The following is a 17970-nucleotide window of genomic DNA, read 5'->3' on the forward strand; positions in this document are numbered from 1 at the left end:
TATTCTTATTCTCATTATAAAGAATAAGAATAACTAGTGCAAAATATAAAACATCGTGTTATCATTATCAATAATGAAAATGAAATTATTAAAGGAGTTGGGATTATGCAATTACATTATGGAATAAATGATTTAAAAGACTTTGATTTAATGTCGTTTCTACCTATTGTGCTTCCAGTTATTTTAGTAGGGTTTACACTTGCATTGATTGCATTAATTGATTTGTACAGAAATAAAAATAGAAGGAAAAATGTACTCATGTGGACGCTACTTATAATTTTAGGCAATACAGTTGGGCCCATTTTGTATTTTGTTATAGGAAGAAAGGATAGTGAGCGAGTTTGAAGTTAGAAATTAGAAATGTAAAGAAAACTTTTAAAAACAAAACTGCCGTGAACAACTTCTCGATGGAGCTCAATTCAGGAGATTGTGTCGGTTTAATCGGACCCAATGGAGCTGGGAAATCGACGCTTATTAAAATGATCTCGGATATTATTAATCCGGACACTGGTGAAATTCTATTAAACGGAAAAAAGATTTCTTCGATGAAAAAAGAAATTGGGTACTTACCACAGTATCCAAACTTTTTTTACTGGATGACTGCCAAAGAGACACTTATGTTTATGGGAAAACTTTCGGGACTACAAAGAAGTGAATTAACAAGCTCTATTCCAAACATTTTAAAAAAAGTTGGATTAAGCGGAGAGGAAGACTCGAAAGTCGGCACATTTTCAGGTGGCATGAAACAGCGACTTGGAATTGCTCAAACGTTACTACATAAGCCTTCCCTCATTATTATGGATGAACCAGTCTCTGCCTTAGACCCCATTGGTAGAAGAGAAGTATTAAACCTTATTCAAGAAATAAAAAAGGAAACGACCATTCTATTATCAACGCACATTTTAGGTGATGCACAAGAAATCTGTGAGCGATTTATAGTTATTAAAAATGGACTGAAAATAGAAGACACATCGATCACTGAACTCCTTCAAAGAAATAGTGACAATAAATTAAGTATAGAAATTACAGAAAGAGATCAAAAATGGATTGGCATTATAAAGGAACTACCTTACGTGAAAGACGTAGAAGTCATTGGGAATAAGGTAAAGGTGAAAGTTGAAAACCTAGAAACTAACAAAAACTTACTACTAGGCCATGCATTGGAGCATGATGTAGATATCGTAAAGTTTGAAGTCGGAAACGATACTTTAGAAGAAATTTTCTTGAAATTGGTGGTGGAGAAATGAGAAGTTTTATAGTCTTGATGAACAAAGAATTTATCCAAATGGTACGAGATTTCAAAATTGTATGGCTCCCGCTGGTATTTATCTTATTAGGAATTACACAACCTGTAATGACGTATTACTTGCCCACCATATTAGAAGCTTTGGGAAGCGGTCAAGGCATTACAATTGACCCAAGTATGACAGCTCAACAAGGCGGAGAGATATTAGCCGGCACGTTAGGTGCACAATTTGATCAGCTTGGAATCATGATTATCGCAATCTCTTTGATGGGAATCATCCAAACCGATAAAGCTAACGGAATGTTGGCCTTTATTTTAACTAGACCTGTAGCTGTTCGTTCATACGTGGGAGGTAAAATTGCTTCTAACTATTTTATTACAGGAATTAGTATTGCTATTGGTTACTTTGCATCCTATCTTTACGTTAATTTTCTATTCACAAATGTTCCTGTTTCCGATATGCTCACAGCCCTATTGTTTTATCTCGTATGGGTTCTTTTTATAGTTTCGTTTACAACGATGATTAGCACTCTTATAAATAGTCCAGGGCTTATTGCATTAATCTCCATTGCTTTTTTAATTGGTTGCAGAGTTATTGTTGGCTTGAGTTCAATGATAGATATAGTAAATCCCGCCAGTATGAGTAAACATGCAATGGAAGTGCTCATAACAGGATCTGTAAATCCAAACGCAATAGGCAATCTAGCGGTGACGTTTCTTTGTGTAACCTTGGCAATCTTTGTAACAAACTATTGGATTTCTAATAAAAAATTCAGTAACGAATGATTGGAGGATGAAGATCGTTGTTAAGCATCAAATCATTGGAGAAAAGTTTCGGCAAGAAAATTTTAAACGGAATTCAATTAGATATTAAAAAAGGTGAAATTCTCGGTTTTGTTGGTGCAAACGGTGCAGGAAAAACAACGACCTTAAACATTATTACAAGTATTCTAGAATCTGATACAGGAACCGTAGAGATTAATGGGTTAACAAAAAAAGACGGACTTGATTATAAAAAACAGTTTTTCTTTATACCCGATACTCTCGATGTATTTAAAAATATTACAGGGTACGATTGGATTCTTTTTTTAATGAAACTATATGATAGAGAAGATATAGAAAGATTAAAAGAGTATATTAACCAATTTAGTATGGAAGAAGTCATATCCAAACCAATGGGCACGTACTCTTTTGGAATGATGCACAAAGTGGCTTTAATCGCAGCGTTTACTATTAATCCCCCAATTATTATTATGGATGAACCCATAAACGGTCTGGATCCCAATGCTGTTGTTATATTTAAAAAATCCCTTAAAAAATATGTAACAGAAGGCGGTACGATCTTTTTCTCTACACACTTACTCGATGTGGTGGAGAAAATTTGTACGACAGTTGCCATTTTGAAGGAAGGCAAAATAATTCTACATGACGAAATAAAAAATGTAATTGGTGAGTATACTTTGGAATCCATTTTCATGGAGAAACATATATGAAAATTCAATTTCAATTAACCAAATTTCTTGTTTCAACCTTCTATAGAAAACAAACGCAACCAATGATGCAAGTTGTCTTAATCATTGCCTTCTTCTACCTATTCATGCAGCTCACGATTATAAATGCGTTTGTTTTTTTCCTTGGAAGCACACAAGATTTACTGCTTTATAATTTACTGGTATCTAACATTCTCGTCTTTTCGTTAATATGTTATTTATCCATTTCAACGTTTTTTAATTATTACGAATTTAATGTGTTGGGAACGTTACCATTATCCTATGAGAAGATTGCTTCTGCAAAATTGATAAGTAGCTTGTGTGTTCCTTTAGGAATAACAATGCTTCTTCAACTACCCACTCTTTTATTTCTAATATTGGATGGAAAGTACTTCATAGCAACCAAACTGCTCTTGTTTTTACCTATTATAAACGTATTTACCGCCTTAATGATGCTATTTGTTTTATCACTTATTAATAGATACAGATATCGCTTTAAAAATAAACTCACCTATTTAATCTCGAATACTTTTACTGTTCTTTTGATGATTGCCGTAGTAATTGCTTACTATATAAGCAAGTCTACACTCAACATAACCGAGTTATTTTCGCAAATTGATTTATCATCCTTAACTAAATGTAAAGAGACACTCGTTCTCCTATTGAATTATTCACAAGAAACCTTCCAGGGAATGCCTATGATCCATTTAATAATCTTAACTTTTATGTCTGAAAAAATAACCATTTCCTTTTTGTTATTAGTTGTATTCTTTTTGGTTATTAATACGTTACTGTATCGCTTAATTAAGGGAAACATATCAAAGAACTACTTAAAAAACGGGTCTTCGGAAAACAATCAAGCGAATATAAAGAAATCCAAAGCATATATAGCGAAAAGTCATTGGCGTAATTATCTACAAAGAGAGTTGTGGGTGATTAAATCTGAAGCTTATTTTAAAATGCAAGTCGTCCTAACGATTTTATTGCCACCTGTTATTTCTTTAATTTTTCTAGTCGCTATACAAAATGGGGTCATTCCGGATAATTTAAACATTACTAAAAAAGGAATCTTCGATAAATATTTTTCATATTTGGTTTTATTTTTGTGCTGTATCAACAATATTAGCGGTACACCTTATTCCAGAGAAGGTAAATATCATTTTTTGATAAAAAGTTTGCCGTTTGATCATTATATCTTGTATTTAACAAAGGTAGGTTTCGCCTTCTTTTTGAATATGATAGCTGTTTTAATTAGCTTCTTAATTTATGCACTTTTTGGCTATTGGAACATGGAGTCGACGGTGATATTGCTCGTTATTACTTGCTTAGTTATCTGTTATAACCTACTTACTCCGTTATTTGATATGAAAAACCCAAGTTCAGATTGGACTACCCCCTCCGAAGCTATCAAGTCCAATCCAAACGTTTTGGTGAGTCTTTTATTCGGTATGCCTATTCCGGTAATTATCACAGCTATCCATTTTACGTTGCTGTGGTCTGGCGTCAGTCCCCTTGGGTCCAGCTGTATCGTTTTGTCCATAACACTTGTGACAACGATGGTGTTGTACATTTTGATAACGAATTCTATCAGAAATGGTCCATTTGTACGTTCATGAAAATCTATACTAGAACAGGAGAAAGTTTCATATAACGCATTACAAAAGAAAAAGGCTTCTCAAAAGTTTGGTAGTGGTGCGTACCAGGTTCTCACACAACCAGATCACTATTTCTAATTGTTTAAAATCTGGTACACGCCCCGCATTTCATCAAAACATCATGTTTCGTGTCTTAGTCTTCGCATGAGCTTATAAACTATCTAAACACAAAAAAGAAGACCTCTCTCCAAGTTCACGTTTGGATGAGAGATCTTCTTAACTATTGAATGTCATTAATTTTTCCTTTCAAACTTACCTAATAATTTCCCATATGAACTTTATGCGAATGCCATTGAAATATTAGAATCCATTTTCCACTAACCATTTCATAATGCTTTCTTCTCTTTTCTTCATATCGTCATGCTGCGCATCGTATTTACTCATTTTCTTCTGTGTAACAAGATTTCCATCTACCATAAACAATACTCTTTCGGTTTTTGCTGCCACCTTTGCATCATGCGTAACGAGCATTACGGTTGTCCCTTTTTTATTAATCCCTGCAAGAATTGACATAATCTCTTCTGTCGATTTGGAATCTAATGCTCCGGTCGGTTCGTCTCCAAATATAATATCCGGATCATTTATCAATGCTCTGCAGATGCCGACTCTCTGCAGTTGGCCACCAGATGCCTGAGTGATATTATTATCTGCAAGCTTTTCAATTCCTGTCATTTTAAGCAGTTTTTCTGCTTTTTGATATACTACATTTTTATCCGCATCTTTTGATACAAGAGCAGGAAACATAACATTGTCAATCAATGACAGATTCTTTAATAGATTAATATCCTGAAAGATAAATCCCATGTGATTCAGTCGAATCTTTGCCAGCTCTTCTTCTTTTAGATTGCCTATTTCACGGCCTTTAAATTTCACACTGCCAGTAGAAATTCTATCCATACCGCTTACATTATACATCAGTGTTGATTTCCCGCTTCCGGATGGCCCCATGACCGATACGAATTCACCTTCTTCTATCTCCAAGTTTACATCCTTTAAAATATGAAGCTCATTATCTTTTCCTAATTCTACTTTTTTATTCATACTTCTTGCTTCTATTATATTGCTCATTATATACTCCTCCAATGTCAAAAATATATCCACAGAGGCACCCAGGAATGCCTTATTTTTTCAGAAACTTGTATTCTTATCTGTATCGGCGTCTTCATGCAGGAGGCTTCTGTCAATTTCGGGGATAGCCTCCGACTGGACTTTTTTCAACCATACTAACTTCTTAAAACTACAGATAAATCTTCTTCTACTGCTACCTTACAGCACACAGAAATAGTAAATCCAACCACTACAATCAATGCTAACGGACATAGCAACCAAGTCTGCCATGCAACATTAACTAATTCAATTTTTGCGGCTCCCATAGAGGACATTGCCATACTTACAAGAAACTCCCCTAAATAATTTGAAGCTAGTACTCCAACTATAATTCCCAATATGAGTACCATCATAGTTCCTGCCATATATTGATGTTTAATATTTTTAGAAGTTAATCCCAAACTTCGCATGATTGCAATCTGAGACATATCCTTTGATAATAACATCCGAAGGAATAATGCAGTGATCAATACAGCAATGATTACTGCTATTGCGATTCCGGCTATTACAATCAGACTCATCTGATCAATGATATTTCCAAGAGTCTGCTGTGTATATTCTTTAATATCATTTACCTGCGCTGAATCATAGGTATTCTGATAATAGTCCATTTTCTCCCGAACATCGACGCCTTGAGCCACATTCATGCTCACAATATACCAAAGAACGGCATCTTTATTTAATCCGAGACTGGTATGTGCCTTTGCCGTTTTCCCGCCATTTGTAATATCTTGATAAATACCAGTTACTTTCAAAGTCACTTCTGCCCCGGCAATCTTTACTACTACTCCATCTCCCACTTTCTTGTTTAATCCATCTTTTGACGCATTTGCAAAGGAAAGTGAGATTTCCCCTTCACCCTGCGGTGCTTTCCCTTCCAGATACTTTAATGGAAATACGGAAAGATCTCCGGTTTCAATATTAATATAGTCCCAGGAACCTTCTGCATTTTTGACCTGGTAGGAACCTGTGATGTAAGCGGCATACTTTTCAATATCGTAATCATTCTTCAGTTCTTCCTGCAGCTTTTTAAAATCTTCTGTAATTGTATCTGTCTTTCGTAGATCGATTCGCATGTCGGATTTTCCTATTCCCATGTATGTGGAAAATTCCGGTGAATTCATGGTGTTATAAATATTTATAGGAAGTATTACAATAAACGTACATACGATAAAAATAAAGAATAGTAGTCTATATAATTTGAATCGTTTCCATACATCCCTAAGTCCTATATAAATATTGGTTCTAAAGAATTTGTTCTTAAGTAGTGGAAAACTGTATTTTCGGTTCTTTCCACGCTCCATAATATCTGAGCGTAAGGCTTCCACCGCAGAAATCTTATCGATTCTTTTCAGTACTTTCTTGCAGTACATCACAATCATGAAATATACCAATAATGGTGCTATAAGAGATAGTATATATTTTAAGTTTCCTGATAAATCCGAAGATATGTAAAGTCTCATATTACCGTTCAACAGATTTACTACCGCAAAGGAAAGTAGATAGCCTATAATACCAGCTGCTACTGACATGACTCTGTATTTGTTAAGATATACCTTATTTATATCTTTTGCGGATATCCCTATTGCTTTCATTACACCAATTTCTCTTAAATCTTCATCAATCGTTGCTAGGAACGTAAGTCTGATACAGAGCGAAGCTATAATAATTAGCAGAATACTAATAAGTATAATAATCATTGCAACTGCCGCATCTGACATGGCATTAAACATCAGAAATATCTTTCCTCCGACTGTAGGACCGTTTGCTGGAAGACCTCCTTCGATATATGCAGTCTGAACAGCTTGAGAATCCCCATTTTCATTCAGTTTGAATTCGATCAGATATTCCAGTTCCCCGGCCTGCTTTAAAAGCATTTCATTATAGTCTGCTTGATTAATAACAAACCGTTTCGAAGAAGTAAGAGAAGAGTTCATCTCATAATCTCTTGCATAATCTGAGATGACAAACTCATTCTCATACTCTCCGCTTTTCACCGTAATCTTATCACCTATTTTTAAGTCGTATTGTTGCATAAAATAGATGGGAACCGCTACTTCCCCTTCCGTCATATCTAGCTTTTCATTATCCAGATCCAATATAAAATCAAATTTTTTATTCTGTTCAACAAATGAAATATCTTGTACAGTTCCAGCCATCGTTTGATTATTGCCGAAATGAATATTATTTCCATCCAATGTCAGAAGAACCATCGTCTCCTGCATCGCTATATCCTCACGATGTTCTTCTGTAAATTTATCGATTTCTCCCTGATCAAATTCTCCAGAATGCATTTGCGTAATGTCTGCTGGTACTGCACGTTCCTGTAGGTCCGACATCGACTGAATCAGATTGGCAACGTTATTTATTGCACTAGCCGCCAAAATAACAGCCATAGTTATAAATACAAATACTGTTATCGTTACAATTTTGTTCCTGATGAAATCATTCTTTATCATTTTCAAAAACATTTTTTTCTCCTTCCAACATAGATAATATTTTTTCTATTTCTATTACTTTTCATTTCCTGAACAAGCATTAAGCTAGAATGACAAAATTAATGTTAAATATATTTATTAATACTCATTCTTTCCTCAGACAAACCCAGTATTTTTTTAATAATTCATTTGGGGTATACTAAAATCCTTTATGGTTTACAAGAATTAACAATATCTTTACGTTCCTTCTTCAACTAAACTGCCCCTTACGTTCCATATAGGTAGTGAAGAATTCATCAATATCTTCCTTTTTAGACGATTGAGCAGCTCGAGATGATTAAGCAAACTGTATATGCTGGTTTCTTAGTATTCTTTGCCTGAATGATTATTGAAAGTACTAAAGTAATCATACAAAATGGCATTTATTGGGTTAACCAGCTTGAGACTAATTATTTACTAAGCCTGCAGCCCTATTTTATTAAGTTGACTCTTGGAGGTTTTTTGAAAAGACTTATATAGCTATTATTAAATATTAAAAGCCAGCTTCTTTTGACTGAAGAGGCACAGAGTGAGCCCATATTTTAATCGTGCAATATAGTGTAGCCTATTCAACTAACCTGCTTTTAGGTTAATACCCAATACATCTTTCCTTTAACCAAACATCAAATACAAAAAAAGAATCCATACGACCACTCGTATGGATTCTTTTTTATGCTGTTCTACACACGTTTGATGTGTAGAGATTATAAAGTTGTTTTATTTTGTTCCTAAAAATACAATAACCATCTATCAGTTTCTCTGATAGATGGTTATTTAAGATGTTTTAAAAAATAGTTTTCTTCATTTCTAAATTTTATAGGAAGGCGAATCATCAAGAATCGCCTCCATATCCTTTTATTCCTGATTAAACCACAGTTGATCTTTGTCATCAACGTCGCCATTATAATTGATTAGAATTTCATCTCCTGCTTTTATATCTGTGTAAGCATAGAAGTCAAATGTATGATTTTTAAAATTAATTTCATACGTTGCATTAGGTTCATAGGAATGGTTAAACAACATTCCATAACCAAGAAGGATAGCAGATTGACCTATCCCATACTCAAAAGCATAATCACCTAGTATGGTTTTCTCAATGTATTGATGCTCTTCGTTTGGATAAGAAATGACAGGTGCTTCATGAAAAAGCTCGCCTTTTTTGATATCTTTAGTTGCAAATATACCTCTATTGAATTCTCCATCACTTATTGGAGATGTTTTTACCTCAATCATGTTTGTTCCCCTACTCACTTTTAAAATATTCTTTCTAACTGTACCATTAATTTGAACATAGAGCTCATTTTATTTTTTTTACGACTTTAAAATATAATAAACACCTTTATAGTCACATAACATTTCAGTAATGCTACATCAAATTCTCTTATTTTCCATTTAGTACTTTTAAGAATTTTATTACATCCTATTTATTTGGGTTAATTTGAAAAGTCTTCAATAAATAATCCCATTTCTTCAATTAAAGGAATGATTGGGTCTAATGGTCTTGACGTATAAATACCCATTAAATAGTCATACCCTATAAATACTTTCATTTTTCTAGGATAAAAAACCATTGCATGAATGTCCTCTCTAAGTAGAAACCTGCATAAAAAATCTATGTTTTCTTTATTTAAGTTTTCATTATTTTTTACATTCGAATAATACTTCAACATCTTCTCAGTATAAAGTTCTCGGTATTTCTTTATTATATTTAGAAGCATTTCAAATGAAAAAGTTTGGGTAACATCATTTATTGTTAGATAAGGGACGTTTAAATAATTCATAACTAAGTGTATAGCGTTAATATAGCAATCCTCAGTTTTTTGGTAACCTTCTATCGTTAACTTTTCACCATCAAAGGTTTTCCCAATATCACTAATTGCTATCCAATCATCTTTTAGGTATCTGCCTTCCTCATCTCTAAATGAGGGGTCATACTTTGTAATACGGTACTTATACATTTAATCACCTACTTCAACTTAATTTTTAACATAAGTGCCCATTCTTGTACTCTTACTACTATTATTTCCTTCAGGTGATTTAGCCATCTTCCATCCCCCTTTATGAGGTCGGGTTCCATCTCCACTCCCAATGTCTTAGCTAATGTAAGTCTTTTTTCATATTGTAAAAAATCTTCTCTCCATTATTGTATTAACTTGCTCCGTTAGCTCAAGAAGAAAAAGGCATTACTCCTTTCTTGAAGTAATGCCCACGTTAGTTCTTTACCAAAACCATCTATTTTACTTTTTGATTGATAGCTTTCATACCATTATCTCCTGTTCTACACTAATGCTGAGCAAAGTGATGGAAAAGGAGTGCTATCTCCTTTGAAACCCTATCATATTGCTTTCTATTTTATACTATATACACTTTTTCCAATCATTAGATTCCTTTCGTATCTTCCCAATGAAATATGAATTAACTATTTTGTAAAAAGTTTCTTGACAAAGATGATTTGAACATTATAATTGAAATTGAGAATCGTTTTCATTCGAGATTCATCTACATAGTAAGGGAGACACAATCAATGAAAAAGGCATTATTCATTATCTTAGCTTTTGCATTGGTAGCTTTAGCGGCTTGTAGCAACGATACAACCTCTAAAGTCAATACAAAAGAAACAAACGAAAGCAAAGAGGTAAACCTATACACGGCACGTCATTATGATGTGGACGATCAGCTATATGCGAAATTCGAAGAAGAAACTGGCATTAAAGTAAATGTCATTAAAGGTGAAGCTGACGAATTGCTTGAGCGTATTAAACGTGAAGGCGATGCAACTGAAGCTGATTTATTTTTAACAGCGGATGCAGGTCGATTATACCGAGCAAAAGACGCAGGATTATTACAACCTGTCTCAAGTGATGTGTTGGATGAGCAAATCCCATCGAACTTTCAAGATAAAGACCAAATGTGGTATGGTTTAACTAAACGTGCACGTGTTATGGTATATAACAAAGAAACTGTAAAACCGGAAGAATTGTCTACATATGAAGCACTTACAGATGATAAGTGGAAGGGCCGTATCTTGATTCGTGGATCAGAAAATGTCTATAACCAATCTTTGTTAGCCTCGTTTATAGAAATTAACGGGGAAGAAAAGGCAAAAGAGTGGGCTGCTGGCCTAGTAGCAAACTTCGCACGTGATCCTGAAGGCGGCGACCGTGACCAAGCAAAAGCAATTGCTGCTGGTATTGGTGATGTAGCGATTATGAACACTTACTACTTTGGTCAAATGCTAAACTCAGAAGATCCAGAAGAAGTAAAAGTAGCCGAAAAATTAGGGGTATTTTTTCCTAACCAAGAAACAACTGGAACGCATGTTAACGTAAGCGGTGCAGGAGTTGTTAAAGCGGCAAAGAACAAAGAGAATGCGATTAAATTACTTGAGTTCTTATCTTCTCCTGAATCACAAGGTACGTTCGCAGAAGCAAACTATGAGTATCCAGTGAATGAGTCCGTAGAACCATCTGAGCTTTTAAAATCTTGGGGAGAGTTTAAAGAACAAGATATACCTTTATCTGCTTTAGGTGAGAATAATGCAAAATCAATTTTAATATTTAATGAAGTAGGCTGGAAATAATATGTTAAACACCCTTGTCTCATTGGCAAGGGGTTTCTTTCTATTTCTTTAAGAGGTGTTTTAAACGTGAAAAGAATAGCTAATGTGAATAGTTGGACTGTCATTGCAGGAATAATTATACTTCTCTTATTTTTACCGAATCTAACCATTATTTCGGGTATCTTCACACCGTCCAATGAGAACTGGGAACACATGAAAGAGTTTGTTTTGGGCACTTATATTAAAAATTCCTTCATACTGATAGGTTTTACAGCTATCTTATCGATAATAATTGGTTTAAGTTTAGCTTGGATTATTGCTCAATATCAATTTCCCTTTCGTCAATTCTTAAAATGGGCATTAATTCTACCACTTTCGATTCCTCCATTTATTGGTGCCTATACTTATCATGGAATCGTCAATTATACAGGTATTGTTCAAACAACTCTACGCGAGCGTTTTGGACTAGAACTTAATCACGTTTATTTCGATATCATGAATCTGCCAGGCGCCATATTCATTTATACCATTTTCTTGTATCCCTATGTATATACAATTACCCGTATATTCCTATCACAACAATCCGCATCGCTGATTGAGAGTGCACGTGTCTTGGGTAAAGGACCATGGCAAGTTTTCTTTCAGATCGTAATACCAGTTTCACGAGTTTCTATAATTGGTGGGGCAAGCTTAGTTATATTAGAAGTGTTAAATGACTATGGGGTAGTTAAATATTATGGAATCCAAACCTTTAGTACGGCAATCTTTCAAACGTGGTTTGGCTTAGGTGATATTGAAACTGCTATTAAACTTGCTGCATCTCTCATGGGATTAGTGATTTTTATCCTTATGCTAGAGAAGATTCTAAGAGGCCGAAGACAGTATAGTTATTCGACAACAAAAGTACGACCTTTGCCTCTTATTCAATTAACAGGGGCTAAAGCATTTTTGGCAACCTTATATGGTTTCCTCATTTTAAGCTTGGGCTTCTTTATTCCAGTTATCCAGCTGGTGGACTGGTTAATCTTAACTTTCGGCAAGATTCCAATGGATGAATTTTTGATATACGTAAAAAATTCAGTTCTAGTTGCTGGAATTAGTGCCACATGTATTGTAGTTTTTGCATTGATCTTAGGTAACTTTGGACGCCTTGTTCATGGGAAATACGCTAAATTATTACCTAAACTAACGATACTTGGCTATTCTATTCCAGGAGCCGTCATAGCAGTAGGAGTTGTTACGGCATTTATCGCACTCGACCAATTTTTAACACCACTTTATCAATTGCTCGGTGAAAGTTCAACTTTAGTTTTAAGCGTTAGTCTGGTCATGTTAATCACGGCATACATCATCAGGTTCTTTGCGATTGGTTATAATTCAATTGAATCCGGTTATGATAAAATAGGAACAAATTTTAGAGATGCTTCGAGATTACTTGGTGTAGGAATAACCAAAACGTTTTTTAAAGTCGATGTCCCGATGATGAAAGGTGCTATTATTAGCGGATTTATTGTTGTTTTTATTGACATACTAAAGGAGATTCCTTTAACACTAATTTTGCGTCCTTTTAACTTTGATACACTATCTACAAAAGCTTTTCAATATGCAAGTGATGAAAAAATTATGGAAGCATCACAAGCTTCTTTATTAATAGTTAGTATAAGTGCCATTGCCATTGTAATTTTTAATAAGTTTCTAGATAAGGAGACGAAATAATATGTTTATTTCTATTCAAGACGTTTGTTATTCCTATCCGAACTCAGAAGGTTATGCACTAGATCAATTTTCATTAACCATTGAAAAAGGAGAAGTAATTTCAATCTTAGGTAGAAGTGGAAGTGGGAAAAGTACCATCCTCCGCTTACTTGCAGGACTTGAAAATCCAACAAGAGGATCCTTTACAATTCAAGAGGAAATAATGTTTGATCAAAAAAGATTTCGTCAACCTGAAAAACGTGGAATTGGGATGGTTTTTCAGGATTATGCGCTCTTTCCTCATATGACTGTTTCGGAAAATATTTTATTTGGTTTGTTTAGTATGAAGAAAACAGAGAAAAAAAAGCGGCTACAAGAAGTTTTAGAGCTTGTTGAATTACAGGACTTTGGTAAGAGATATCCCCATCAATTAAGCGGAGGGCAGCAACAACGTGTTGCCATTGCCCGGGCTATTGCACCAAAACCACATTTAATCTTATTGGATGAACCTTTCAGCAATTTAGATGCGGAATTGCAAGTGAAAATTCGAAAAGATTTGCGATCTATTTTGAAAAAAGCAAGGATCACGTCTATTTTTGTTACGCACGATGAAAACGATGCACATGCACTAGCTGATCGTATTGTAAAGTTAAAAGATGGATCGATTGAACTGATTGGTAAACCTTGTGATTTATTAGGAAATCGCCCCAATAATTCAATTGATAGCGAAACAACGACACCAGTCAATGATTTAGTTAATTGTTAAAATTTCTCTTCTAGTTTTTTCATTTATCCTTTAATAAGTACTTTAAGGCCCCCTAAATCAATCATTTAGGGGGTCTGTCTATCTTTCCTATATAACGGTGTTGGTATAATTAAAAAACTGTGCATGTCTCCATGCACATTTTGGGATTTGTAACGTTCATAATTACTAATGGACAGTTTTTAATGCAGTTGTCCATGATGATAAATCGACTGATGAACATCATACCAAAACCGTAAAAAGTACACCTTCTTCACAGATTTAGAGTGCTCTTTTAATATGTCATTTATATATTATTCAGTTTTAAAGCTTCTTTTAAGATTATCAAAATTAGTTCATGGTCGCTTATCACATATGGAACTTCTTCAGGTTCTACCCAAATACGAGAAGTAGTCTCGTTCTCTCTCAGAAATGGGAAACACTCTTCAATATCCATTCTATAAAATAATTGATAACCTACTAGTGGATATGGTCCATCCTGAACAAAGGAAGGATTGTCTGTGTGATTGACTTCGATGGCGCCAAGATACTTTATGTTCCCCGCTACATAACCTTCTTCATAAACTTCCCTATGCAAAGCATCTTCAGGAGTTTCATTATAATCTATGTGACCACCTGGAATATTATATCCTCGATCTTTTACGTGAACTAACAAGACTTTATCTTGGTTAAAGCAAAAACTATGCACACTTGTAGCAACTTCACTTTTGTCTAAGATTTTGAAGGGATGCCATTTTAACCTTATAATATGGCCACCCCAATCAACATCTATTTGCATAGCAGAAATAGGAGGATTCATTGATCTACACCTCTGATTTGTATATTAGAGATAACTTCTAAATTTTTCTTCAAAAATTCTGTACCGTATGTAAAAAAGGGTTCCTACTTGAATCGTTGTTTTCATAGAAAAACAGGAACTTCATACTTTCATCAATTCGTATAAACACGTTTGTGCATTTTTTGTAAATTTTCCTCTATAACTTGAAGCGAGCTTTGCTCGTTATTAAGATAAGATAGTCTGAAATAAAGTGACTTTAAAAAGTTCATTATATTAGATTTATATTTGAAATAATCTAATGAAAAACCATTATTATCATAATGATCCTCTAAAAATAGAGAGAAAGAGCCAACCCAAGCGTTTAATTGATCTTCTTTCAAACCTTTTTGAATAAGTGCTTCTATAGCAAAAATTAGCCTTTCGTCCTCATCATCGATAAAAACTGAATCTTTTAATACGCAATGTGCAAGTGTATCTAAACATTCTTTCGTGTTAGAAAGTTCAAACGAATGATGCTTTATTGTCGAAGTTAACAGATCAGCTCCATGAGCAATACTATGAGCCCACCCCTTGCCATCTACAAACCCTCGAGTATCCTCTTCTTTTTGTAAGTAAAGAATCGTTTTTTTATATGCTTCCTTTGCAATATGTTTTTCTAAGAAATTTAGTTCCATATCCTTTTCTAAAATGAGGTCAATTACTAGTGAAGAAAAGGATCGTGTAAAAACAGAATCTGTATTTTTTTCTCCAATTTTATAAAATAGATGCTGATCATCTAAACATACTTCAATCATTCTAAGAAGTTGTGGTTTGTTGAGATGGTTTCCTATTATTAGTTGAAAAAAAGTTGAATAAATAAGCTTATCCCTTAGCTCCGAATCTGTTGTGCCAATATTCTGTAGCATCTCCTCTAATAACGCATCTAGGTTATTTAATAAGCTTACATTTGCTGGTTTTTCTTTTATTTCTCTAAGTCTTGTTTTTAGTTCCATTATTTACTCCTATCCAAATATACTTTAAATATTCTTACTATTATTGTATCTTAATTGGAAAAATCAGACAACTTTTTTTTATTAAATCGTTCTATTAAATGGTACAACTTCAAAAATAAACGTACAAATAGAGCCCAAATTCACATAGAATTGGGCTCATTTAAAATGCCAAGATATCTATTATCAAAAGGCATTATTATTAATTTCTAAAATCGAATTTATCATTTGGTACATCTAACGAGTGTCCGTTAATTACCACTGTATTATTGTCGGTCCAAGTAATATTTGCAGTATCTTCCCGATAGTTCCAATAGATATTTTTGGTTTTATTATCTTCATCATTAAATACTAACTCACCACGAACAGAAGTTGAAGTTGTAGCACCCCCATTTGTAACATATGCTTTTAAAGTGTATTTTCCATCAGGTGATAACTCTTCTGTCAGATATTCTCCTGTGGGTAACCTATTCATATCAAAGAAAGCCCAATAACCCCCGTATCCGACCATGGCAACAAATAACAAACCAATTATTATGAAGCCCTTTAACCATTTTTTATAAAATCGCTTTTTCTCATATCTAACAATCGCTTCATAGTGTTCCAAAAGCCATATCTCCCCCTTTTTAGGAAAATGTCCTCTTACACTTTACTGCCTCTTTGATTCAATAAGAAAAAAGAGCCACCTAAGTGAACTGTACCTCCAATTGTTAGAATGAGTCTAACAATTGGGTGCAGTTCATAATGGCCTTGCTCTTTTTAACTCTAGCTTCCGTTAGTTTAATAACGTGTTGTATTTAAGATGTCAATTTCAAACCAATTACTGATGCTAAAATCATGCCTATAAATAAAAGCCGTTTCCAATCTTTCGATTCTCCATAAAACAACATTCCTATGATTGTCCCTCCTACTGTTCCAATCCCTGTCCAAACTGCATAGGATAGCCCCATAGGGAGGGTTTTCATAGCTAGTGCCAGAAAACTAAAACTTAAAATAAACCCTATAAACAATATTATATATGACTGTATGTTTTTGTATTTAATGACTCTGTTCAGACCTATAACTCCAATCACTTCAAGACAGCCAGCCAGAATAAGGTATATCCAATCCATTTATGCTATACCTTCTTTCTCGCTTGATTCTGAAGTGACAAGTTTTAAACCTATTACGCCAACTAAAAGTAAAAGAATAAAAATTACTTTAGTCCAACTAAAAGCTTCTCCGAAAACAACCATCTCGACCAAAACCGTTCCTGCTGTCCCAATTCCTGTAAAGACAGCATATGCTGTAGCGACTGGTACTGTTTGAAGAGCTCGAAGCAACACAACAAATGATAAATAGATCAGTAAAGCAACGACAATCCAAGAAACCCAGCTATTTGAATACTTTAACCCCATCGCCCATAAAATTTCAATTAGACCTGCAATTATTACAAGTCTCCAATTTCGATTCATTCAATTTCCCTCCATTAAATCAGTTAATCTTTCGATAATCCACGCCAATACAGATACCAAGAAGCATCTAATCTTTTAATCACTCGCTCAGGCCCTCCATATAACATTTCAACGTATATCCCATCTAATACCCCCAAGAATGCAGCGGTAGCTCGCCTAGCCCCAATGGAAGAACTAATTTCCCCTTCCATCATAGCTTTTTCTATAATTGGAACCAAAAGTTCATCTAACTTATCCCAGTATTCATAGACATATGTAATGACCTGTTTGTAGAGATGAGATGGGGGAAAAAACGAAATGCGAAGCCAAAATTTAGTATACTCGTTCTTCTCATAACGCTTTTTATAATGCAAAAGAAAATCAAATAAGAAATCCTCTATAGATCGAGTGTTATTACTTTCAATAAAATTGCTAATGAATCTTAATTCATTAGCAAACACATCACTGCAAACCTGAAGAAAAAGTTCATCTTTTCCTTTGAAATGAGTATAGATGGATTGTTTTTTTATCCCTACATCTTCAGCAATCTGCGCCATTGATGTCCCATCATATCCATTTTCCGTAAAACGATTAAGTGCAACTTCCTTAATTCGATTTAAAGTCATATCTTCACCCTTCCGAACGTTCGTCAGTTAAAGGTATCAAATAAATTATTTCGTGTCAATTCTTTAATAAATCATATTGAGGGTAGAAAAATGAAGGTAAAAAGGTTGCAAGCAAAGTTAAGGTTTGTAAAGAATCTTGAAGTGAACCACCC

General features: G+C 34.2%; 19 protein-coding genes. 8 read left to right on the forward strand and 11 right to left on the reverse strand.

Annotated features, from left to right (window positions below):
• Window positions 1-105: 105 nt before the first annotated feature.
• From MHH81_RS12310 to MHH81_RS12330, 5 genes are read left to right on the forward strand one after another with little or no spacing between them, the layout of a single operon-like run.
• Window positions 106-345, forward strand: coding sequence for a PLD nuclease N-terminal domain-containing protein (locus MHH81_RS12310; protein ID WP_340921605.1), 240 nt, complete (start codon window positions 106-108; stop codon window positions 343-345).
• On the forward strand, window positions 342-1247 hold the full coding sequence (locus MHH81_RS12315; RefSeq protein ID WP_340921607.1) for an ABC transporter ATP-binding protein: 906 nt from the start codon (window positions 342-344) through the stop codon (window positions 1245-1247). The genes MHH81_RS12310 and MHH81_RS12315 overlap by 4 nt, the downstream gene beginning before the upstream one ends.
• Complete coding sequence (locus MHH81_RS12320; RefSeq protein ID WP_340921610.1) at window positions 1244-2032, forward strand: ABC transporter permease; 789 nt, start codon at window positions 1244-1246, stop codon at window positions 2030-2032. Before MHH81_RS12315 ends, MHH81_RS12320 begins: the two co-directional genes overlap by 4 nt.
• A gap of 17 nt (window positions 2033-2049) precedes the next feature.
• A complete protein-coding gene (locus MHH81_RS12325) occupies window positions 2050-2739 on the forward strand; it encodes an ABC transporter ATP-binding protein (RefSeq protein WP_340921612.1) in 690 nt (229 codons plus the stop codon).
• Window positions 2736-4352 carry a hypothetical protein gene (locus tag MHH81_RS12330; protein WP_340921613.1) on the forward strand — a complete coding sequence of 539 codons (1617 nt, stop codon included), beginning with the start codon at window positions 2736-2738 and terminating at the stop codon, window positions 4350-4352. Before MHH81_RS12325 ends, MHH81_RS12330 begins: the two co-directional genes overlap by 4 nt.
• 339 nt (window positions 4353-4691) lie before the next feature.
• Here MHH81_RS12330 and MHH81_RS12335 read toward each other — a convergent pair whose 3' ends face one another.
• From MHH81_RS12335 to MHH81_RS21370, 5 genes are all read right to left on the reverse strand, one after another.
• Window positions 4692-5459, reverse strand: coding sequence for an ABC transporter ATP-binding protein (locus MHH81_RS12335; protein ID WP_340921615.1), 768 nt, complete (start codon window positions 5457-5459; stop codon window positions 4692-4694).
• A 155-nt stretch (window positions 5460-5614) separates the two neighbouring features.
• Window positions 5615-7969 carry an ABC transporter permease gene (locus MHH81_RS12340; RefSeq protein ID WP_340921616.1) on the reverse strand — a complete coding sequence of 785 codons (2355 nt, stop codon included), beginning with the start codon at window positions 7967-7969 and terminating at the stop codon, window positions 5615-5617.
• A gap of 861 nt (window positions 7970-8830) precedes the next feature.
• Window positions 8831-9208: an SET domain-containing protein gene (locus tag MHH81_RS12345; RefSeq protein WP_340921618.1), complete on the reverse strand. Its 378-nt coding sequence runs from the start codon at window positions 9206-9208 to the stop codon at window positions 8831-8833.
• 200 nt (window positions 9209-9408) lie between these two features.
• Entirely contained in the window at window positions 9409-9933 is a 525-nt protein-coding gene (locus MHH81_RS12350) for a hypothetical protein (protein WP_340921620.1), read from the reverse strand.
• 18 nt (window positions 9934-9951) lie between these two features.
• Window positions 9952-10065, reverse strand: a complete 114-nt coding sequence (locus MHH81_RS21370) for a toxin C-terminal domain-containing protein (protein ID WP_445678140.1) — start codon at window positions 10063-10065, stop codon at window positions 9952-9954.
• A gap of 434 nt (window positions 10066-10499) precedes the next feature.
• Between MHH81_RS21370 and MHH81_RS12355 the strand changes: the two genes are divergently transcribed.
• From MHH81_RS12355 to MHH81_RS12365, 3 genes are all read left to right on the forward strand, one after another.
• A complete protein-coding gene (locus MHH81_RS12355; RefSeq protein ID WP_340921622.1) occupies window positions 10500-11555 on the forward strand; it encodes a Fe(3+) ABC transporter substrate-binding protein in 1056 nt (351 codons plus the stop codon).
• Window positions 11556-11621: 66 nt separating this feature from the next.
• Entirely contained in the window at window positions 11622-13250 is a 1629-nt protein-coding gene (locus MHH81_RS12360; protein WP_340921624.1) for an ABC transporter permease, read from the forward strand.
• Between the two features lies 1 nt (window position 13251).
• Window positions 13252-13995: an ABC transporter ATP-binding protein gene (locus MHH81_RS12365; RefSeq protein WP_340921625.1), complete on the forward strand. Its 744-nt coding sequence runs from the start codon at window positions 13252-13254 to the stop codon at window positions 13993-13995.
• 283 nt (window positions 13996-14278) lie between these two features.
• On the opposite strand, the gene MHH81_RS12370 is transcribed toward MHH81_RS12365, so the two are convergent.
• The 6 genes from MHH81_RS12370 to MHH81_RS12395 form a co-directional block, all read right to left on the reverse strand.
• A complete protein-coding gene (locus MHH81_RS12370) occupies window positions 14279-14791 on the reverse strand; it encodes an NUDIX hydrolase (protein ID WP_340921628.1) in 513 nt (170 codons plus the stop codon).
• 131 nt (window positions 14792-14922) lie between these two features.
• Window positions 14923-15762, reverse strand: coding sequence for a DUF2785 domain-containing protein (locus MHH81_RS12375; RefSeq protein WP_340921630.1), 840 nt, complete (start codon window positions 15760-15762; stop codon window positions 14923-14925).
• A gap of 199 nt (window positions 15763-15961) precedes the next feature.
• Window positions 15962-16297: a DUF5412 domain-containing protein gene (locus MHH81_RS12380; RefSeq protein ID WP_340925237.1), complete on the reverse strand. Its 336-nt coding sequence runs from the start codon at window positions 16295-16297 to the stop codon at window positions 15962-15964.
• Between the two features lie 259 nt (window positions 16298-16556).
• Window positions 16557-16871, reverse strand: coding sequence for a DMT family transporter (locus tag MHH81_RS12385; RefSeq protein WP_340921632.1), 315 nt, complete (start codon window positions 16869-16871; stop codon window positions 16557-16559).
• Window positions 16872-17213 carry a DMT family transporter gene (locus tag MHH81_RS12390; protein ID WP_340921634.1) on the reverse strand — a complete coding sequence of 114 codons (342 nt, stop codon included), beginning with the start codon at window positions 17211-17213 and terminating at the stop codon, window positions 16872-16874.
• Between the two features lie 23 nt (window positions 17214-17236).
• Window positions 17237-17818, reverse strand: a complete 582-nt coding sequence (locus MHH81_RS12395; RefSeq protein WP_340921636.1) for a TetR/AcrR family transcriptional regulator — start codon at window positions 17816-17818, stop codon at window positions 17237-17239.
• Window positions 17819-17970 lie beyond the last annotated feature (152 nt).

The sequence above is a fragment of the Psychrobacillus sp. FSL H8-0484 genome (assembly GCF_038005325.1).
Classification (GTDB): Bacteria; Bacillota; Bacilli; order Bacillales_A; family Planococcaceae; genus Psychrobacillus.